The sequence below is a fragment of the Serratia sp. D1N4 genome (assembly GCF_054552755.1).
The window spans coordinates 5,092,072-5,113,265 of sequence record NZ_CM137274.1; the positions used below are offsets into that span (position 1 = coordinate 5,092,072).

The 21,194-nt window shown below is 51.7% G+C and carries 17 protein-coding genes; 12 read left to right on the top strand and 5 right to left on the bottom strand.

Features of this window, described 5'->3' with window-relative positions; all coding sequences use genetic code 11:
* Positions 1-550 precede the first annotated feature (550 nt).
* The 3 genes from ACX1CU_RS22905 to prlC all read right to left on the bottom strand — a co-directional run bounded on the left by ACX1CU_RS22905 (position 551) and on the right by prlC (position 5,421).
* A complete protein-coding gene (locus tag ACX1CU_RS22905) occupies positions 551-2,443 on the bottom strand; it encodes a bifunctional metallophosphatase/5'-nucleotidase (protein WP_459400471.1) in 1,893 nt (630 codons plus the stop codon).
* 180 nt (positions 2,444-2,623) lie between these two features.
* Complete coding sequence (rsmJ, locus tag ACX1CU_RS22910; RefSeq protein WP_459400472.1) at positions 2,624-3,370, bottom strand: 16S rRNA (guanine(1516)-N(2))-methyltransferase RsmJ; 747 nt, start codon at positions 3,368-3,370, stop codon at positions 2,624-2,626.
* Positions 3,371-3,378: 8 nt separating this feature from the next.
* Positions 3,379-5,421, bottom strand: a complete 2,043-nt coding sequence (gene prlC, locus ACX1CU_RS22915) for an oligopeptidase A (protein WP_459400473.1) — start codon at positions 5,419-5,421, stop codon at positions 3,379-3,381.
* A 206-nt stretch (positions 5,422-5,627) separates the two neighbouring features.
* On the opposite strand from prlC, the gene ACX1CU_RS22920 reads away from it, so the two are divergent.
* From ACX1CU_RS22920 to ACX1CU_RS22965, 10 genes are all read left to right on the top strand, one after another.
* Entirely contained in the window at positions 5,628-5,993 is a 366-nt protein-coding gene (locus ACX1CU_RS22920) for a toxin-antitoxin system TumE family protein (protein ID WP_459400474.1), read from the top strand.
* 4 nt (positions 5,994-5,997) lie between these two features.
* The gene (locus tag ACX1CU_RS22925; RefSeq protein WP_459400475.1) at positions 5,998-6,381 is read left to right on the top strand and encodes an HVO_A0114 family putative DNA-binding protein; all 384 of its coding nucleotides are present in this window, start codon (positions 5,998-6,000) and stop codon (positions 6,379-6,381) included.
* Positions 6,382-6,483: 102 nt separating this feature from the next.
* Positions 6,484-7,326, top strand: a complete 843-nt coding sequence (locus ACX1CU_RS22930; RefSeq protein ID WP_459400476.1) for a 23S rRNA (adenine(2030)-N(6))-methyltransferase RlmJ — start codon at positions 6,484-6,486, stop codon at positions 7,324-7,326.
* A gap of 188 nt (positions 7,327-7,514) precedes the next feature.
* Positions 7,515-8,369, top strand: coding sequence for a tagatose bisphosphate family class II aldolase (locus ACX1CU_RS22935; RefSeq protein WP_459400477.1), 855 nt, complete (start codon positions 7,515-7,517; stop codon positions 8,367-8,369).
* A gap of 271 nt (positions 8,370-8,640) precedes the next feature.
* Entirely contained in the window at positions 8,641-9,942 is a 1,302-nt protein-coding gene (gatZ, locus tag ACX1CU_RS22940; protein WP_459400478.1) for a tagatose-bisphosphate aldolase subunit GatZ, read from the top strand.
* Complete coding sequence (gene gatA, locus ACX1CU_RS22945) at positions 9,935-10,429, top strand: PTS galactitol transporter subunit IIA (RefSeq protein WP_459400479.1); 495 nt, start codon at positions 9,935-9,937, stop codon at positions 10,427-10,429. Before gatZ ends, gatA begins: the two co-directional genes overlap by 8 nt.
* Complete coding sequence (gatB, locus tag ACX1CU_RS22950) at positions 10,426-10,710, top strand: PTS galactitol transporter subunit IIB (RefSeq protein WP_459400480.1); 285 nt, start codon at positions 10,426-10,428, stop codon at positions 10,708-10,710. Before gatA ends, gatB begins: the two co-directional genes overlap by 4 nt.
* 4 nt (positions 10,711-10,714) lie before the next feature.
* Positions 10,715-12,097, top strand: coding sequence for a galactitol-specific PTS transporter subunit IIC (locus ACX1CU_RS22955; RefSeq protein ID WP_459400481.1), 1,383 nt, complete (start codon positions 10,715-10,717; stop codon positions 12,095-12,097).
* A gap of 47 nt (positions 12,098-12,144) precedes the next feature.
* On the top strand, positions 12,145-13,194 hold the full coding sequence (gene gatD, locus ACX1CU_RS22960; protein ID WP_459400482.1) for a galactitol-1-phosphate 5-dehydrogenase: 1,050 nt from the start codon (positions 12,145-12,147) through the stop codon (positions 13,192-13,194).
* Between the two features lie 124 nt (positions 13,195-13,318).
* Positions 13,319-14,107, top strand: coding sequence for a DeoR/GlpR family DNA-binding transcription regulator (locus tag ACX1CU_RS22965; RefSeq protein ID WP_459402893.1), 789 nt, complete (start codon positions 13,319-13,321; stop codon positions 14,105-14,107).
* Positions 14,108-14,337: 230 nt separating this feature from the next.
* Here the strand turns inward: ACX1CU_RS22965 and ACX1CU_RS22970 are convergent, their stop codons facing one another.
* Together ACX1CU_RS22970 and ACX1CU_RS22975 are read right to left on the bottom strand one after the other, a co-directional pair.
* The gene (locus tag ACX1CU_RS22970; RefSeq protein ID WP_459400483.1) at positions 14,338-15,369 is read right to left on the bottom strand and encodes an IS630 family transposase; all 1,032 of its coding nucleotides are present in this window, start codon (positions 15,367-15,369) and stop codon (positions 14,338-14,340) included.
* A 220-nt stretch (positions 15,370-15,589) separates the two neighbouring features.
* Positions 15,590-17,488, bottom strand: a complete 1,899-nt coding sequence (locus ACX1CU_RS22975) for a M10 family metallopeptidase C-terminal domain-containing protein (RefSeq protein WP_459400484.1) — start codon at positions 17,486-17,488, stop codon at positions 15,590-15,592.
* Between the two features lie 533 nt (positions 17,489-18,021).
* Here ACX1CU_RS22975 and gorA point away from each other — a divergent pair.
* Together gorA and ACX1CU_RS22985 are read left to right on the top strand one after the other, a co-directional pair.
* Entirely contained in the window at positions 18,022-19,374 is a 1,353-nt protein-coding gene (gorA, locus tag ACX1CU_RS22980) for a glutathione-disulfide reductase (RefSeq protein WP_459400485.1), read from the top strand.
* Positions 19,375-19,621: 247 nt separating this feature from the next.
* Positions 19,622-21,169, top strand: a complete 1,548-nt coding sequence (locus ACX1CU_RS22985) for a BglG family transcription antiterminator (RefSeq protein WP_459400486.1) — start codon at positions 19,622-19,624, stop codon at positions 21,167-21,169.
* The last annotated feature ends 25 nt before the right edge of the window (positions 21,170-21,194 follow it).

Below are 21,194 nucleotides of genomic sequence, written 5' to 3' on the forward strand. Positions count from 1 at the left end.
GCGCCGTCCGTGGCGCGGTCACTTATGCGCCGTGTCTGCGTTCAGCGCCTTCAATGGCTTCAACATCAGTGCTCATCTCACCAACAACGGAGTTTGACACGCTGTTATCAATACCATTATAAAATTTGCCCGTTACTTACAGATTCGGGTGTTGACGTTAAGCGCATCATGGCCTGCTGAGCAAGACACCGTTGCCAGGGGCAACCGGCCATGGATGGCCGGTTGAGGCGATATGAACAGGGACGTGAATTGAGCCGACCCGTCCGGCAACGGGGGCGTAGCGAAGGTACCCGCGCAGCGGGCAGGCCATGTTAAGCGTAGGCGCGGGTGCAGGGCCCCGCCTTGGGCCCTGCAATTGCCGTCCATTATTGTTCCATCGGATTATGATCTTTTACGGCAATTCCCATTACACCTGACTTACAGAGACGAACACGTTGTGTATAAGAGACAGCCCCAAGGGAGAGGGAACTGGTTAGCCTTAACTGACAAGCATTAGCGCTGAAGCCGGCATTAATTTTGCCTGATGGATCCCCTTCCTGTTGAGGCAACCTCAGTTAATCGCCCCAATAATCACTAACCGATCGTTCAGCCGCTGTTTGATGACCGGATCGGTCGCCGCCTGCGCCTGTTGCCGCAACGCCGTCATCTGCTGCTGCATCGCCTGTGGATCGCTGAACAACAGTTCTTTGACGTTGATGGAAGCCACATTGCTGTAGCGGCCATCGTCGGTAGTAGGTACGCTGATTTTACCGTCGTTCAGCAGTTTTTCGACGATCTTGCGCTCACGTTCATAACCTTCCAGCCCCACCAGTTTCCAACGTTGCATCGCTTTGCCCTGATATTGGCCCTGCTTCACCTCGGTCAGATAGCGGATAGTCAGATTGCGGATCGTGCCCGCCTCTTCGCCATATTCGGCCTTGGTGTCTGAAAGAACCGGGAACTGCATACCCTCCAACACCCCGCCTTTCTGCGTCAGGTGGCCCATGCGGTAGCTGTTCATCCCCAAACGAATCGGCATGCTGTCGGTTACAGGGGTGCCGTCGTTCAGCTTCAGGTCAGTGATCCGTTGCCCAACCGGTTTACGCAGATCGATGGTATAGGTCACACCATCAAAAAAGTCGTTGGTGGAGTATTTAGATGCACGGCGCTGCGGGTTAAAGCTGTAGGTCACATCGCCATCCTGTTGCTGATTGAAATAATCCCCGACCCACTCCATATACTTTTTCAACTCTTTGCCGGTAAGTTGGTAAACGGTGATTTCACCCCCAGCATATTGATAGTTAAAGGCGATGTCTTTGGCGGTAATAGTGCCCACGTTCAGCTTTGGCCGATCGTTATCAATCTGCAACGCAACCACCTGCGCCTGCGGTGCATAGTAGCGAGCCGCTTCCTGATATAACGCGCTAATGCCGGTATCCTGAATATGTACCTGCGGGATGCCCTTCACCGCATCCGGCGGCACCAAATCCTGCCCCGTCAATTGCGCAATCGGCCGGTTAGCATTGGCACGCAGAATGGTATGGAACGGCTGATAGATCTCTTCCAATTTTTTGTCGGACGCCATCCCTTTGATCGGGTAGGTGTAGCTGTCTTTATTGATCAACACATACTTACCGTTCTGCTGCTCGAATTGCAGATCGATACGCGATAGCGCACGGCCATATTTATCCGGTTCGGTGACGATCACACCATTGATCAGCTCTTTATCCACTTTGACGTGCATATGCCCAGCCACGATTGCCGCCAATTCCGGATTGGCGCGCGCAATATCCCCCACGCCGGTGCCCGGCCGCTGGTTCTCATTATCGATCCCCATATGTGCTACCAGCACGATCGCATCCACCTGGCCGTGGATCTGCTGGATCACGTTTTTCACCGCCTGCACCGGATCGGTAAATGTCAGGCCATCGATACGATCGGTGCCTTTGGCAAACTCGGCGGTCATCGGCGTATCCATGCCGATAATGCCAATCTTCACCCCTTGCCGTTCAACGATCTTGTAGGAAGGCAAATAAGGCTTACCGCTTTGCCAGAAAATATTACCCGCCAGCGCAGCCCCTTTAAATTGGCTAATCGGGGTTGCCAGCGCTTTCAAACCAAAATCAAACTCGTGGTTGCCCATCACCCACACGTCGTAATCCAACGCGTTAAATCCGAGGATCATCGGGCTGGTTTGGTCATTCTTGAAGGTTTCAACAAAGTTGCCCTGGATGGTGTCACCGGCATCCACCAGAATCACGTTCGGCTGCTGGGCACGCACCTGGTGCACCTGAGTCGCGATCTGGCTCAGGCTGCCCGCCAGATTTTCAGTATCGGTGGAGTAATCCCAAGGCACAAAGGTGCCATGCAGATCGGAAGTGCCCAGAATGGTGATATTTACCGGTTCAGCGGCCATAACAGAGGTGCTCAAGCAAAGCAGCAAGGACAGAAGCGTCTTTTTCATGATGTGATTTAATCATAGATAATTGTAATTAAATGGGATTATGCGAGGTGCATTCCAGACATACCAGCAGCATTGCAGAAGGAGCATAGGAAATGTGAGATGGTTCAATGATTGACCAGCAACGCTCCCCTAACCTGGGCAAGATCAGGGGAAAACCTCTTGGCTGAATAATCTGCCGCTTTACAGCGGCATATAAATATCGAAGCGGTGATTTTTGGTGGTGGTTGCCGCATGGGCTGGAACATTCGCCAGCGGCGGTGCGTAGTCTGGGCGTTTCACCACGATGCGCTTGGTGGCCAGGCGGCGAGCCGGTTCAAGCAAACCATCGGCATCATCATCACTGCCCACCAGCGACTGAAACACCCGCATTTCCTTCTTCACCAGCGCACTTTTCTGCTTATGCGGATACATCGGATCGAGATACACCACTTCCGGGCGCGGATCGAGATCCGCCAGCGCCGTCAGGCTGGAAGCGTGCAGCAGCGTCATACGTTCCCGCAGCCACGGGCCGATCTCGGCGTCCTGATAGCCACGCTGCAAACCGTCGTCCAACAACGCAGCAACCACCGGATTACGCTCCAGCATGCGCACCTGGCAACCGAGCGCCGCCAGCACAAAGGCATCGCGCCCCAGCCCGGCGGTAGCATCCACCACGCTGGGCAGAGTATTGCCCTTAATGCCCACCGCTTTGGCAACCGCTTCACCACGGCCGCCGCCGAAACGCCGCCGGTGCGCCATCGGGCCTGCAACAAAATCAACGTAGATCGCGCCAAGCTTCGGCTCATCGCGCTTGCGCAGTTCCAGCCGCTCCGGCGTCAATACCAGCGCCACCACCGCATCGTCGTCGGAAGTCAGCTGCCAGCGCTCAGCCAGAATAGACAAGGCGCCGGGATCGGCGCCTGCTTCACACAATAAAAACACGCTCACGTGGCGGGTTATCCTTTAATACCGTAATGGCGCAGCATAGCATCCAGCTTCGGTTCACGGCCACGGAAGCGTTTGAACAATTCCATCGGCTCTTCAGAACCGCCGCGCGACAGGATGTTATCCAGGAAGGATTTACCAGTTTGTGCGTTGAAAATCCCTTCTTCCTCAAAGCGTGAGTAGGCATCTGCCGACAGCACTTCCGCCCACAGATAGCTGTAGTAACCCGCCGCGTAGCCACCGGCAAAGATGTGGCTGAAGGCATGTGGGAAACGGCCCCAGCTCGGCGAAGGCACGACCGCCACGGTTTTCTTCACGTCAAACAGCGTTGGCAGGATCTGCGCACCCTTTTCTGGGCTGTATTCCGCATGCATACGGAAATCGAACAGGCCGAACTCCAACTGACGCAGAATAAACAGCGCCGCCTGATAGTTTTTCGCTTCCAGCATCTTGTCCAGCAAGGCTTTTGGCAGCGGTTCACCGGTTTCAAAGTGGCCGGAGATAAACGCCAGCGCTTCCGGCTCCCAGCACCAGTTTTCCATAAACTGGCTCGGCAGCTCGACCGCATCCCACGGCACACCGTTGATACCAGAGACACCGGCGGTATCGATCTGCGTCAGCATATGGTGCAGGCCATGACCAAACTCGTGGAACAGCGTGGTGACTTCGTTATGGGTAAACAGCGCCGGTTTATCGCCCAGCGGACGGTTAAAGTTACAGGTGAGGTAAGCCACCGGTTTTTGCAGTTCGCCGTTCGCCTTGCGCAGGCTGCCGACGCAATCGTCCATCCACGCCCCACCGCGCTTGTTCTCACGGGCGTACAGATCCAGATAGAAGCTGCCGCGCAGTTCGCCATTAGCATCGAACAAATCGAAGAAGCGCACTTCCGGATGCCAAGTATCCACATCTTTACGCTCTTTGGCGGTAATGCCGTAAATGCGTTTCACCACTTCGAACAGCCCTTCAACGACGCGCTGTTCAGGGAAGTAGGGGCGCAGCTGTTCGTCGCTGATGGAGAACAGATGCTGTTTCTGCTTTTCGCCGTAATAGGTAATGTCCCAAGCCTCAAGCTCTTCCACACCGTAATGCTGCTTGGCGAAAGCACGTAACTGCGCCAGTTCCTGCTCCGCCTGCGGACGCGCACGCTTGGCCAAGTCGTTCAGGAACCCCAGCACCTGCTCCGGATTTTCTGCCATTTTGGTGGCGAGGGATTTATCGGCATAGCTGGCAAAGCCCAACAGCTCCGCCAGTTCATGGCGCAGCGCCAGCGTTTCTGCCATCACTTCGCTGTTGTCCCATTTACCGGCGTTCGGCCCCTGATCGGAAGCCCGGGTAGCAAAGGCGCGGTACATCTCTTCACGCAGCGCCTGATTGTCGGCATAGGTCATGACCGGCAGATAGCTCGGCATGTCCAGCGTCAGCAACCAGCCTTCCTGCTCTTTGGCCTGGGCCATCGCCTGTGCTTGCGCCAACGCGCTTTCCGGCAGGCCACTCAGTTCATTGACGTCGGTAATCAGCTTGCTCCAGCCCATGGTGGCATCGAGCACGTTGTTGCTGTAGGTGGAACCCAATTCAGACAGGCGCGCGACGATCTCACCGTAGCGTTTCTGTTTCTCAACCGGCAGGCCAATGCCCGACAGTTCAAAATCACGCAGCGCGTTTTCCACCGATTTACGCTGTGGCGTAGTCAGTTGAGCGAAGCCTGCGCCCTCTTTCAGGCTGCGATACGCCTGATACAAACCTTCGTGCTGGCCCACCCAGGTACCGTATTCAGACAGCAGCGGCAACGCCTGCTCGTAGGCTTCGCGCAGCTCTGGGCTGTTTTTCACCGCATTCAAATGGCCAACCGGCGACCAGATGCGTGACAGACGATCGTCAGACTCCGCCAGCGGCTGGCACAGGTTTTCCCAGGTAAACGGCCCCGGCTGAGCGACCACGCGCTCCACCGCAGCACGGCAATCAGCCAGCGCGGATTGCACCGCAGGCACGATATCTTCAGGGCGAATCGCCGAAAACGGCGGCAGGGAAAACGGGGTCAGCAACGGATTGGTCATAAGGGCAGTCCTGATTGGCGTTGTGGGCCGGATGCGGACATCAGGCCGAGTAAATACGAATGTCTCACTAACATGGTGCCAAATGACAGGAAAATCAATGGCGGCGATTGAGGGAAAGTGCCATTAGGGGGCATAGGGTCTTTTATGGTTTGAACTTTAAGCAACACAAGGTTATGATTAGATCATAAGCATCACAAGGAAGCGATATGCAACATGATTCTAGTTTAGAATATCTACTTGAATTACATGGGCAAAAAGTCAACCGAGAAGATGGTTACTGGTGGAAAGTTGAAGCATGGCGGGTTAAACCCAATAGTTTTATTCCACATGGCATTCGATACAGCCTTACAGTGCATGATAAGCACAATACGAGGGTATTTGGTATGGATAATGCCCATGCCATCAAGCCACCGAAAAAAGGCAAATATGCGGGCCGATTGGTGTATGACCATATTCATAGAACCCCCAGTGATAAGGGATACCCTTACGAGTTTACCTCCGCGTCCCAACTGATTCAGGATTTCTTTGAGAAGATGGATGAAGTCATCGCGGAAAGAGAAAAGAGAGGTTAGCGGAATGAAAGCACTGATCGGTGTAATGCCAGAAGAACTCATTCGCAAAAGAACGCTGGCGATCGCCAAAGGTGAGTACAAACCTGAACCTAATGAGCCAAAGGTCTGGTTTACCTCCATGATTGCTCTAGCGCAGGTGCTAAGCAACGAGAATATTTCGCTGCTACGCATGATGGACGAACAGAAACCGGAAACGCTAACGGAGTTAGCCGAGCTCTCAGGACGAAAAATTAGCAACCTGTCGGTTACCCTGAAAACACTTAGCTCACATGGCTTTGTTAGGCTGGAAAAAACCGGGCGCAGCGTGAAGCCTGTGGCACTGTTTACTGACTTCGATATCCAGGTAGACCAAAAATATGCCACAATGCAGGCACAGAAAGTCGCATAACCATAAGCCTGGTTTGCCCGGGCTTTTCACACCTAGATTCATCAGCCTGCCAGAATAAATGCTTTCGATAATAGTATTTTAAATTCAATCGGATAAATACAAATGTTAAGTTACCGCCACAGTTTTCACGCTGGCAACCACGCCGACGTGCTCAAGCACACCGTTCAGAGCCTGATCATTGAAGCGCTGAAAGAAAAAGAGAAACCGCTGCTGTATCTGGATACCCACTCCGGTGCCGGGCGTTATCAACTGAGCGGTGAACACGCCGAACGCACCGGGGAATACCTGGAGGGTATCGGCCTGCTGTGGCAGCGTGACGATCTGCCGGAAGAGCTGGCGGCTTACATGAGCGTGGTACACAACTTCAACCGTTCGGGCACCCTGCGTTACTACCCGGGTTCACCGCTGATTGCCCGCCAGTTGCTGCGCCCGCAGGATAAAATTCATCTCACCGAACTGCACCCGAGCGATTACCCGCTGCTGCGCAGTGAGTTCCAGAAAGATGAACGCGCCAAAGTGCAACGTGCCGATGGCTACCAACAGATCAGATCCCAATTACCACCGCTATCACGCCGTGGCCTGATCCTGATGGATCCGCCGTATGAAATGAAAACCGATTATCAGGACGTGGTGAAAGGCATTCAGGAAGGCTACAAGCGTTTCGCCACCGGCACTTATGCGCTTTGGTATCCGGTGGTACTGCGCCAGCAGATCAAACGCATGCTGAAAGAGCTGGAAGCGACCGGTATTCGCCGCATCCTGCAGATCGAACTGGCGGTCAAACCCGACAGCGATCAGCGCGGCATGACCGCCTCTGGCATGATCGTGATTAACCCGCCGTGGAAGCTGGAGCAACAGATGAACAACGTGCTGCCGTGGCTGCACAAGGTGCTGGTGCCATCCGGTATCGGTCACCACTTGGTGAACTGGGTGGTTCCCGAGTAATGCCCAACATGGCCGCCTGCCTGGGCGGCCATTCTTATTTCCCCCGTCTCCCTCTGCAAACCTGCGTTTTAATCACGATCTTTTCCTGATCCAGATCACAACTAAGAAACAACCATTTGATTATTTTTTATTTCGATTTGATTATGAATACGAAATATATCGTAAGAAAAGAGAACAGGAGGCGTGCGGTGTACATCATTTCGACCAAAAATATGCTGCTAAAAGCACAACAACAGGGCTATGCCGTACCGGCCTTTAATATTCATAACCTGGAAACCATGCAGGTCGTGGCAGAGACGGCGGCAGAGATGCGTTCGCCAGTGATCCTGGCCGGTACGCCAGGCACTTACCTTTATGCAGGCACCGCCAATGTTGTCGCCATCGTCAAGCAGCTGGCGGCCGAATATCGTATCCCGCTGGCGGTGCATCTCGATCACCATGAAACCATGCAGGATATTGAAAGCAAAGTGAATGTAGGGATCCGCTCGGCGATGATCGACGGCTCACACCTGCCGCTGGCAGAAAATATTGCGCTGGTGCGGCAGGTGACCGAATTTTGCCATCGTTACGACGTGAGCGTTGAAGCGGAACTGGGGCGGCTAGGCGGGATTGAAGATGGCATCAGCGTCGATGCCAAAGACGCACACTATACCTCGCCAGAGCAGGCCGAGGAGTTTGTTCGTTCCACCGGCATAGATTCACTGGCGGTGGCGATCGGCACGGCGCACGGGCTCTATCAAGGAACGCCAGAACTGGATTTCACTCGCCTGGAGCAAATCCGTAATAAGGTCAGCGTACCGCTTGTTCTGCATGGGGCTTCAGGCTTACCAGACGGCGATATTCAGCACGCTATCCGGCTCGGAGTCTGTAAGGTTAACGTTGCAACTGAACTGAAGATCGCTTTTTCGGATGCGCTGAAGCAGTATCTGGCGCAGCACCCGCAGGCCAACGATCCGCGTCACTATCTGCAACCGGCTAAGCAGGCCATGCAGCAGGTGGTGAAAAAGGTCATTCACGTGTGTGGTTGTGAAGGCAAACTCTGAGCGACCTAAAACCCATTCCCTTTTTGTTGAAAATCCTTCACCAAGCGGCTCTCATGCCGCTTTCATTTTATTCCTCTTCTTCGTGTGAAAATACAACTTATTGATTATTAAAAATAAAAATTAGTTCTTTTATTTGTGATGTCCACCATAGCGAAAGACCAGCAGGCTGAAGACAGCAGCAAAGTTTTCGATCTGGATCACGAATAATACAAAAGAGCATTGCTAACACTTCGAAACATTACGATTATATTCGTAAGTAAACGGAGGTTAAATGAAAAATATCATCGCAAGACACAAAGCAGGCGAGCCGATCGGTATTTGCTCTGTCTGTTCGGCACACCCGTTAGTTATTGAAGCTGCACTCCGCCTGGATTTACACAGCAATCGTCAGGTGCTGATCGAGGCAACATCCAACCAGGTTAATCAGTTTGGCGGCTACACCGGCATGAAACCGGCTGATTTCCGCCAGTTTGTCAGTGAAATTGCGGCAACCGTCGGCTTCCCTACCTCTCGGCTGCTGTTAGGGGGCGATCATCTGGGGCCCAACTGCTGGCAGCATGAACCAGCAGCCAGCGCCATGGAAAAGGCGGAAGTGCTGATCGCCGATTACGTCAAAGCCGGATTCAGCAAGATCCACCTGGACGCTTCCATGTCCTGCGCCGACGATCCGATCCCGTTGGATCCCCACACCTTAGCTGAACGCGCCGCACGCCTGTGCCGGATCGCCGAACAGGTAGCCACGCCTGAGCAAAAACAGCAGCTAACCTATGTGATCGGCACCGAAGTGCCGGTCCCCGGCGGCGAATCCTCCGCCATTGGCAGCGTGCATATTACTCACGCGAGCGACGCTGCCGCGACGCTAGAAACCCACTATCAGGCATTCCGCCAAGCTGGGCTGGAAGATGCTATCCCAAGGATTATCGCACTAGTGGTGCAACCGGGTGTTGAGTTCGATCACTCGCAAGTGATCGCTTACCAACCAGAACTGGCCCGCGAGCTTTCCCACTTCATCACCACGACACCTCTGGTTTACGAAGCGCATTCCACCGATTACCAGACGCGGGAAGCCTATCAGCAACTGGTGCGCGACCACTTCGCGATTCTGAAGGTTGGCCCGGCGCTGACTTTCGCCCTGCGCGAAGCGGTGTTTGCGATGGCCAATATCGAGCAGGTATTAATCGCGCCGGAAAAACGCAGCCAGATCCTGGCGGTACTTGACACAGTCATGCTCGACGAACCGGACTACTGGAAGAAGTACTATCACCCCACGTTCAGCCGTTCATTGATAGACCTGCATTTCAGCCTGTCGGATCGCATTCGTTATTACTGGCCGCACCCGCGTATTGCGCAAAGTATGGCGACACTGCTGGAAAACCTCTGCCAGCAGGAGATCCCCGGTGGCCTACTCAGCCAGTACTTTCCTTTGCAATATCAGCGTGTGATGGAACACAAGCTGGCGAAAGAACCACATGCGTTACTCATCGACAAAATTCAGGATGTGCTGCGCGCTTACCGCTTCGGCTGTTCCCCGGCTGAACTGCAAACAAACAGCGGAGAGACTTGCTATGCATAGCAGCCAACTGTTCGTTCGCACCTGCATCCATTTTGCCGATGCGCAGCAGGCGCTGGAACATATCGGTACCGCCATGCTCAACACCGGAGTGGTACACAACAGTTACCCGCAGGCGTTGCTGGTGCGTGAAGCTACATACCCCACCGGCATCGCCCTGGAGCAACATGCGGTAGCGATACCGCATTGCGAAGCTGAACACGCTCGCACACCGGCGATTTACCTGATCCGCCCAGACAAAGCAGTACCGTTCGCTCAGGCGGATGGTGATGGCACCATTGCGGCAGCGCTGATTATCGCGCTGATCGTCACCGACCCGGCCGCACAGTTGGTCTTGCTGCGTAAGCTGTTTGGCCAATTACAGCACCCCGAATTTATCAATGCGTTACTGACTGCACCTGAAGAAAAATTGGGCGAGATTTTTGCACAACAGATATTCACTTCGCCCGCAGCCACCCAACAACAAGCCTATGTAGGAGCAACACTGTGAAGCGTAAAATTATCGTTGCCTGTGGGGGTGCCGTTGCCACCTCAACCCTGGCCGCAGAAGAGATTAAAGAGCTGTGCGCGGAGCACAATATCGAGCTGGATCTGGTGCAATGCCGCGTGGCCGAGATTGAAACCTATATGGACGATGCCGATCTGATCTGCACCACCGCGCGTGTCGATCGCCAATTTGGCGATATCCCGCTGGTGCACGGCATGCCGTTTGTTTCCGGCGTTGGTATCGACGCACTGAAACAAAAAATACTCACTCTTCTGACGGAGTAGCCCTATGTTTACCGACATCATGCGTTACATACTCGATCTCGGCCCGACTGTAATGCTGCCGATCGTGATCATCATCTTCTCGCTGATTTTGGGGATGAAGCTGGGGGATTCGTTTAAATCCGGCATTCATATCGGCATCGGTTTCGTGGGTATCGGGCTGGTGATTGGCCTGATGCTGGATTCAATCGGCCCGGCGGCCAAATCGATGGCCGAACAGTTCCAGATTAACCTGCACGTGGTGGATATCGGCTGGCCCGGATCGTCACCGATGACCTGGGCGTCGCAGATCGCCCTGATCGCCATCCCGGTAGCGATTGCGGTGAACATCGTGATGCTGCTGACGCGTATGACACGGGTGGTTAACGTGGATATCTGGAACATCTGGCACATGACCTTTACCGGTGCCATGGTGCATTTGGCCACCGGCTCTTACTGGCTGGGGATCCTAGGCGTGGTGGTGCATGCCGCGTTCGTCTACAAGCTGGGAGATTGGTTCGCCAAAGATACCCGCGACTTTTTCGGGCTGGAAGGTATCGCGATTCCACACGGGACCTCTGCCTATATGGGGCCAATCGCCGTACTGGTCGATACCGTGATCGAGAAAATTCCCGGCCTGAACCGCATTCACTTCAGCGCAGACGACGTGCAAAAACGCTTTGGGCCGTTCGGTGAACCGGTCACCGTCGGCTTTGTTATGGGGCTGATTATTGGCGCGCTGGCCGGGTACGATCTGAAAGGCATCCTGCAACTAGCGGTGAAAACCGCCGCAGTAATGCTGCTGATGCCACGGGTGATTAAACCGATCATGGATGGCCTGACGCCGATCGCCAAGCATGCGCGCAAACGCCTACAGGCACGCTTTGGTGGCCAGGAATTCCTGATCGGCCTTGACCCGGCGCTGCTGTTAGGTCATACCGCAGTAGTCTCCGCCAGCCTGATCTTTATTCCGCTGACCATCCTGATCGCCGTTATCGTGCCGGGTAACCAAGTGCTACCGTTTGGCGATCTGGCCACTATCGGCTTCTTCGTCGCCATTGCCGTGGCAGTGCATCAGGGTAACCTGTTCCGCACGCTGATCTCCGGCTTCATCATCATGAGCATTACGCTGTGGATCGCCACCCAGACCATCGGTCTGCATACCCAACTGGCCGCCAATGCAGGGGCGCTGAAGGCGGGTGGCGTGGTGGCTTCGATGGACCAGGGAGGTTCACCGATCACTTACCTGCTAATCCAACTGCTGACCTGGCAAAACATGGCAGGCTTGCTGGTAATCGGCTGTATCTACGCCATCGGAGTGTTCCTCACCTGGCGCCGCGCCCGCCAGTTTGAGCAGGCAGAAGTCGCCGCCAAGCAACAGGCCGCTGCGAGCCTCAACGCTCTTTCCTGATTGCCCGGGGAGCTTGTCTCCCCCTCTCTTTCTGCGGAGTCCAAGTTATGAAATCAGTCGTGATTCACACGGAGGGGCAAGTGTGCGTTGAACAACGCCCCGCCCCTTCTCTCCAAGCCGCCGATGAGGTGTTGGTAAAGGTGGCCTATTCCGGCTTATGCGGTTCAGACATCCCACGCATCTTCGCCGAAGGGGCGCATTTTTACCCGATCACTCTCGGGCATGAATTCAGTGGCAGGGTTGTCGCCTGGGGTGAGCAGGTAACTGACCTACAACAACATGATGCGGTGGCCTGTGTTCCGCTGCTGCCGTGCTTTAAGTGCCCAGAATGCCAGCGGCACTACTATTCATTGTGCAAGAATTACCAATTTATCGGTTCACGCAGCCACGGCGGCAACGCCGAGCTGGTGGTGGTAAAGCGCACTAATCTGGTGAAACTGCCAGCTAACGTCAGCCTGGTGCAAGGGGCGTTTATTGAGCCGATCACCGTCGGCCTGCACGCCATTCAGTTAGCCGGTGGCTGCCAAGATAAAGAAGTGATCATCATCGGGGCCGGAACTATCGGCCAACTGGCGATCCAATGTGCCAAAGCGATGGGTGCACGCAGCGTCACGGCGATCGACATCAACGAGGAGCGGTTGCAGTTGGCACGCCAAATCAGTGCGGTGGACACCTTTAACAGTGCAGAACTCAGCGCACAACAGATCGCTGAAAACCTGCAAACACGGCGCTTTGACCAGTTGATTCTGGAAACTGCCGGTACACCACAGACTGTCAGCTTAGCACTGGAGATCGCCGGACCACGGGCACAAATCGCGCTGGTCGGTACGCTGCATAAGGATTTGCATCTGTCTTACACCACCTTCAGCCAGATACTGCGCAAAGAGCTGACGCTGTTGGGTAGTTGGATGAATTATTCCGCGCCCTGGCCGGGGGAAGAGTGGCAGCAAGCCATCAAATTGTTCCAAGCGGCTGAACTGGCGTTGGAACCGCTGATTGCCAGCATCGCCCCACCGGAACAGTACGCCGCAAACGTGTCTGCCCTGGCTGGCGGGCCGATGCAGGGCAAAATAATGCTCAAACTCGCTGATGATTAACCTCCAATGGCTGCCCTGTGCAGCCATTATTTTTGCTTCATCTCTCATCTCCTTTATCTTTATGCTCCCCTTTCATATCCCTTTCGCATAAAATAAAAGCAAAACATTTCGATAGGTCAGGATGATGAATTCTTTTGAAAGGCGAAACAAAATTGTCGACTTAATCCAGCAGAACGGCAGCATCTTGGTTAGCGATCTTTCGAATTCCTTCGGAATATCGGAAGTCACTATCCGTGCTGACCTGCGCTTACTGGAAGAAAAAGGCCTGCTGATCCGCTTTCACGGCGGCGCAGCCCGGTTAGGTAGCCCACTGGAGCAGGAAGCTGAGGTGGCGAAAAGCAATGACGAAATTATCTTGGAAGAACGCTACCAACTGGCGCAAGACCCAAAAAAACGCATTGCGTTAAAAGCGGTCGCGCTGGTCAATCCCGGCGATACGGTGATTCTGGACAGCGGCAGCACCACCATGTTGATTGCCGAAGAGCTGGTGAAAATGGGTAATATCACCGTGATCACCAATAATCTGCCCGCCGCCTTCGCTCTTTCCGATAATAAAGACATTACGTTGGTACTCTGCGGCGGCACGCTGCGCCACAAAACCCGCTCGCTGCACGGTTCCATCGCAGAGCTTTCCTTGCAAGGTATTGCGGGCGATGTGATGTTTGTTGGAGCCGATGGACTGGATGCCACCAACGGCATCACCACCTTTAATGAGGGTTTTTCCATCAGCAGCGTCATGGCGCAGGCGGCAAAACGCGTAGTGGCGGTGGTGGACTCCACCAAGTTTGGCCGTCGCGGCTTTAATCTGGTGCTACCGATGAGCAAGATCGACATCATCATCACCGATACTGGCATCAACAACGATGATCACAAAGCACTTAGTCAGGCAAAACCTGAACTGATCATTGTTTAAAATCGGCCAGGCAGAGGAGCAAACCTCTGCCTATCACAGCCATTGACGCAATCTTTGCGACCCCCCCTGTCAGGCGTTAAACTCTACCTCTTCGAATCACACAACTCATGAAAACCCCAGATGACGAAACATTACGATTATCTAGGCTGTGTCCCTTAACCTCCCTACACACCAAAAAGTGCTTTATGAATCATTTCAAAAATGTGATTTTTGATTGAGTATATACCCGATTAACTTGAAGGTGCTTGCTTCAGCACCTGAAAATTATCATTAAGCCGGGATGATAAAGCACCCGCCATCTCAGGTAGCGTTGCCGTAAAAAAGTTAAAGATAGCCGCGCGAAAATCTCGCTTGTTGGCAAAGTAACGGTTATTCCTTGCACACTCGTGCATCAACTTCCATAACCGTTCGATGGGGTTCAGATTGGGACTGTAAGGGGGCAAGTAGTGCAACGTGATATTGCAGATAAATGCCCAATCTTTGACCAGGTTTGCTTTGTTATATCCTGCGCCATCCAGAATAATATGAATTGGCTGGCTATAATCCGGGTAAACCTTCCTTATCTCATTGAAAAACTGGCAAGCACTGTAGTCATTAATTGTTTCATAGTCATCAATGACCGGATGGGCAGTATCGTTCAGAGCCAATGCCCCCAGTATGTTCATTCGTGTACAGCTGCCCGTTGTTTCAACAGCTTTTTTCTCGCCTGTTCTTATCCAACCGAAGCTCAGTTTGGTTGCTTGAGTAGGATGCACCGCATCCAAAAAAAGAATAGGTTCATCGCCTGCATCTATCTTTAATTTTTCATAATACTCAATAAATTGTTGCTGTTTCTCTTCACTGAATTTATGAGGTACGCCTGAGGGTTTCTTATAGCTGAAGCCATGTCGGTGCAGCCATTTATTCATCCCAGGGATACTATATGTGATCCCCCAGGTTTGGGCGACATAAGCCACAATCTGGAGAGTGTGATGAAATAAATATTGAGAAAGATGGCGGATAAGTTGCTCGGTTTGTTCAGCGTTGAGCATTCCGTCAGAACCGCCATTTTCAGGCTTTAGCTTGCCTTTATTCAGGTATTCACGGATATGGTGATCAACCGTTGTTTGGTGCAGGCGCAAAGCCTGAGCAATCATCACAGAACTCCAGCCTTCAGAAGCGAGAAGGACAGCTTTTATGCGATCACAAACGAACTTATCCCTACTGGGATCATGTAGGCGTTCGAGTTCGATTTTCTGTTCTGCGGTGATAAATATCTTCATGGTAAAACGCATGATCCTCGTAGCGAACAAAATCAAGCGTTTTCAATGATCACGGGTATATTCAGTTGCAGGGGAATACCGCCCCCTGCAACTCGCATTATTTTGGGTATAGAGCATATCCTTTGCTTCTGATTACGTGATTTGCTAAATCTCATGACCTTAATTTTAAGCTGTCATTTAACCTTGCTATGCGGAAAGTATAATTGCTTAGCAACTAAAATTATATAATGGCCCCGTGAGTCAACGAAAGATAGTCATCAATAATTGACGAGTGTCCTGACGAAGGTGGTAATACCCCCTGCATTACTCCCACAAGGCCATCAACCTGTGCAATATTTAATGACTCCCCATCAGCAGTATTTATGCTCTCTAGTTTACCATTACTAAAAGTAGCGCCCTTATTATTATCAAACCAGTGATGTATCGTTATACTGTCAGAAGAATTTAATATTGAAATAAGCAGGTTATCACTATCACCAGATAAACCTTTGGTGCGACTGAACCAAAGTTGGTCTGCATCAATATTATTTAAAATCAAGGTGTCTGTATCACCCTTGCCAGAGGTATCGTTATTGTACTCCCAGATGATATCCTTCCCGTCACCTTTGTTAAAAATATAGGTATCGCTACCTTTAAAGCCTTGCAACGTATCATTACCCTTACCGCCTATGATGATATCATTGGCGTAGATGCTGCCACTGATTGAGTTGTTTAATTCATTCCCAATCAACGTTGCCTGAGCGTTATTTGCTGTTAGCATCGTATTCGCTCTGAAATTTTCGACATTGGCAGGCAGATAAAAAGTTGTGTTGGCTTGAATACCACCTAAAAACTCAATAGTATCGGATGCCCCACCGTTTTTATCTTCAAAAATCTCATAGCTGGCATTGGTAGCACCTATTACATACTTATCATTACCACTGCCACCGTAAAGATAGTTAATGCTATTACTCGCTATATAAAGAGAGTCATTTCCATCACCACCATTTAGTGTTTTAACTCCTGCACCACCGTAGAGAATATCATTACCCTCTCCGCCATAGAGTATATCATTACCTATGCCGCTATAGAGCGTGTCATTGCCTTTGCCACCATAAAGAGTATCGTTCCCATTATTCCCCTTAATGATATTATTTAATTCATTACCATATATTGTGTCATTACCTTGTGTTCCATTGGCGTTTTCTATATTTGCACCATAGGCAAGACCAATAGCATGGGTTCCATCATAGCTTATTGAATTCAAGTATGACTTAGCAGGGGCAAGTTTAGGGACTTCAACATAGATTGAACTTCTGGTGCCCCCATTAAGATCGATGACTGACCCAAGACTGAATGCACTGAAATCAAGCGTGTCATTGCCCCCGCCATCCCAGATGGTATCAAAGAAATTCAGCTTATCGGGTGTATATTTATAGGTGGTATTATCAGCATTGAAGTGGGTGTTTTTACCATAAATATATTGTAAGGCCTGAATATCAAGAATACCGTAACTGATGGTTTGTGCCTCACCCAGATACCCCCCCTTAGAGTTATATAAGGCCGTTCTTTCCTGCGGATAGTGTAAAGAGTTCCGCATTTGATTATACGACATAAGAGTATCCAGGAGTGTAACATCAGTGAGGTTGCTTACCTCACTCCATTGCCCATTAACCTTGACTTGAGTATGACTGAGCCCCATCGCATGGCCGATTTCGTGTGCAGAGACATAAAATGAGGGTGGAACAGTGACACCATTAGGGGGGTCGATTTTGAATACCAGGGTGCTAACATTATTAATACGAGTGCTTATTCCAGCAGCCCTGAAATTGAGCTCATTGCTCGCCATGAAGCGCAGATCACCCATTTCATTTTTACTTTCATCAACCTCTTTAAAGGTGACATTGGCAAAAGTGCTGAGATTATTCAATGACTTCCTGATTAAATCATTATAAGGATTATCTGCTGGAATAGGGATGTAGGTGGTTCCAAACTCTGTGCTGGGTACAGGGTTAGTATATGAGGTTTTGGCCATACTCCATGTATAGGTATTGCCACCATTACTAGGCAACGCCTTGTATTGTCTCAAAATAAAATCAATGTTAGGGTTGCCACTTAAAGGTAATTTTACATTTTCCATAAAATGTCCTCTTAGATGCTTTAAAATATTAACCCTTGCAGTTATGTCTTTTGATATTTACTTTAAAAAAGACTTCCATGTATCAGTAAATATCCTGCAATCGGCCAGGATATTGAGTTGATATCTAAACTAATACGGGAAATATGCGAGAGAATATTGTTAACCACCTACTGTGCTGACATCCACTTTCAATGTAATTTTTTTACCTCAGTCATTTTTATATAGTTAACCTAAAAGTCAAAGTCAAATTCAAGCTCAAAAAAACCATCGCTATAGGCTTTATCTTAGATTCCCTAGGTGAGTCTTATGGCTCGGTTCATTCTGCCCGCGCTTACCCTCTAATCCCCACAGGCAGGGGCATTGACAACCTGATGATGCCATTCGTTCGGCAGCACCGCGTAGAGTCACTTCTTCTACATCTGGCCGGAGCCCAAACCTCTGCCTATCACAGCCATTGACGCAATCTTTGCGACAACCCCCTGTCAGGCGTTAAACTCTACCTCTTCGAATCACACAACTCATGGAAACCCCAGATGACGAAACATTACGATTATCTAGCAATTGGCGGCGGCAGCGGCGGTATCGCATCGATCAACCGGGCGGCCATGTATGGCCAGAAATGCGCACTGATTGAAGCCAAAGAGCTGGGCGGCACCTGCGTTAACGTGGGTTGTGTACCGAAAAAGGTCATGTGGCACGCGGCACAGATCGCCGAAGCCATCCATCAATACGGCCCAGACTACGGCTTTGATACCACCGTCAACGCGTTTGACTGGAAGAAGCTGGTGGCTAACCGTACCGCGTACATTGATCGTATCCATAATTCCTACGACAACGTGCTGGGTAAAAACAAGGTTGATGTGATCAAAGGCTTTGCCCGTTTCGTTGACGCGCACACGGTAGAAGTTAATGGCGAAACCATCACTGCCGATCATATCCTGATCGCCACCGGCGGCCGCCCGAGCCACCCGACGATTCCTGGTGCAGAATACGGCATCGATTCCGACGGTTTCTTCGAGCTGGACGCGATGCCTAAACGCGTCGCAGTGGTGGGTGCAGGTTACATCGCGGTGGAACTTGCCGGGGTGATGAACGCGCTGGGAGCAGAAACCCATCTGTTCGTGCGTAAGCATGCACCGCTGCGCAGCTTTGATCCGATGATTGTAGAAACCCTGGTTGAGGTGATGAACACCGAAGGGCCACAGCTGCACACCGAATCGATTCCAAAAGCCATCGTTAAAAACGCCGATGGCAGCCTGACGCTGCAACTGGAAAGCGGTAAAGAGTTTATCGTCGACAGCCTGGTGTGGGCGATTGGCCGCGAACCCGCCACCGACAACCTGAACCTGGCGGTCACCGGGGTGAAAACCAACGCCAAAGGTTACATTGAAGTCGATAAATTCCAGAACACCAACGTGAAAGGCGTCTACGCCGTTGGCGACAACACCGGTGCGGTTGAGCTGACCCCGGTGGCGGTTGCCGCAGGCCGTCGTCTGTCCGAACGCCTGTTCAACAACAAGCCAGACGAGCATCTGGATTACAGCAACATCGCCACCGTGGTATTCAGCCACCCGCCGATCGGCACCATTGGCCTGACCGAGCCGCAGGCGAAAGAGCAGTTCGGCGAAGATAACGTGAAGGTCTACAAATCCGCCTTTACCGCTATGTACAGCGCGGTAACCCAGCATCGCCAGCCGTGCCGCATGAAGCTGGTGTGCGTGGGTGCAGAAGAGAAGATCGTCGGCCTGCACGGTATTGGCTTCGGCATGGACGAAATCCTGCAAGGTTTCGCCGTGGCGATCAAAATGGGCGCGACCAAGAAAGATTTCGACAACACCGTGGCGATCCATCCAACCGCTGCGGAAGAGTTTGTGACCATGCGCTAACAAGCAGGGTTTTAAGAGTTTGATTAACCAGAGGTTGATGACAAAGTGGTCTTTAAGCTCGAGATACCCGGGCCTAGCGCACCGAGGGGCGCTCTCCCTAATATCTGACTTTGTCAGCAGCCTGAGGCCAGATGCAACCGCATCTGGCCTTTTTACTTCTGAAGATGCTCCACGCAGTTCACAGACAGGATCCCGGCTTTTCTATATTCTAAATTATCCCCTTCTGACGCGACCTTGAGATGCCATAGTGAACAGCTTTGACCTGTCATTGTTAAAATATATTCAGGAACACAGCCCGGTATTAATCGAGGATGTCACGTCCAGATTTGGTAAAACCACATCGACGCTGAAGCGGGCAATGAAAGAGATTAACGAGCTGCTTGAGCCTGACTACCACCTACACCTAGATGGGCAGTCGATCGTCACGGCCATTACCTATCGGGAATATATTGCCTTGCTGGAACATATTCCGTTTAACCGCTATATCACCACCGCAGAGGAGCGTATTAAGGATCTCAGCGTGGCGCTGTGTTTGCAGGAGGTGGTGAATAAAAGCGAATACTACCGCAAGTTCAACGTCAGCCCGACCACGCTCAAAAACGATAATCAGGCGCTCTTAGCTTTTTTACAAGCCAACCGCCTCAGTGTGACTGCCATTCCCAAACAGGGATCGCGGCTGGACGGCGACGAGATTCTACTGCGCATCGCGGTGTGCCTAACCATTCTCAAAACGGTGGAAATTGGTGAAGATCACCTGCTGGTGCCGCACAAAGCCAATGAGCCGATTAATCGCTCCATTGCCACGCAGTTTTTACGCGAGTGTCAGCAGGAGATTCACGCTGCCGCCGAGCTTTGTCAGCAACGGCTAAGCCGCATGATTACGCTGGGCTATAACAGCAAAAAATACTTTCTGGTGTACATGAGCATTGCGCTGCACCGGATGCGGCGCGGGCATGGGATTACCAGCAGCGCTAACCTTAACTTTATTCAGTCCTGCGACTTTGCGCTGCTGGGCAGTGAACATGAAGATCGCTTTCTCGATCTGCTGATTTCCTCACTGACCTCTACCTGGCGACCGTTCGATGTCTACGATCCCACGCTGATTACGCTGGTCACACGCCTGTGTGACTATATTTCCCCGCTGTTGAGAGCAGAAATACACAACGCGTCGCCGTTCTTTGCCGAGGTTTATCAGTTCATCTATGCGACCATTGTGCAAAGCCGGTTCAATTTATATTTTGACGACAAAAAGCTGCATCAGGTGCAGACCCGGCACGCCCTGCTCTATCAGGGCGTGGCTGAAGCCACTGCGCCCATCGCCCAGCACTATCACACCACCTTTTCCACCGTGCATCTGTCGACGCTGGTATTAATCCTGAAAAAATACGAGCTGCAAAACCGCATCCACAGTGAATATAAACAACGCGTGATTATCGTTACCAATTCGTCGGAAAGTAAGGTCGGTTATTTTAAGGAGGTGCTGAAATCGCACTTTCATATTGAGATCGTCGGCTGCGTCAATATCAACGAATTACACACGCTGGAGCAGATCCCTTTCGATTTGCTGATTACTTTTACCAATAAAATCTCCAGCTATCTGAAGTATTACCAGTTGGATTATATCAAGGTGAATTTCTATCTGACCCGCGATGATATCTCGCTGCTGGGTAAGCACGGGCTTTCGCGTGCTAAAAAGAAGATCCCCGCAGAGGCGTTTATTCAGGAAACCGCAGGGTTGGATCAGCAGCAACTGCGTGCGCTGTTAGAGCAGAAATACCCCGACTTTTTCATTTGAAACAGAACGGCCGCTGAATATTGGC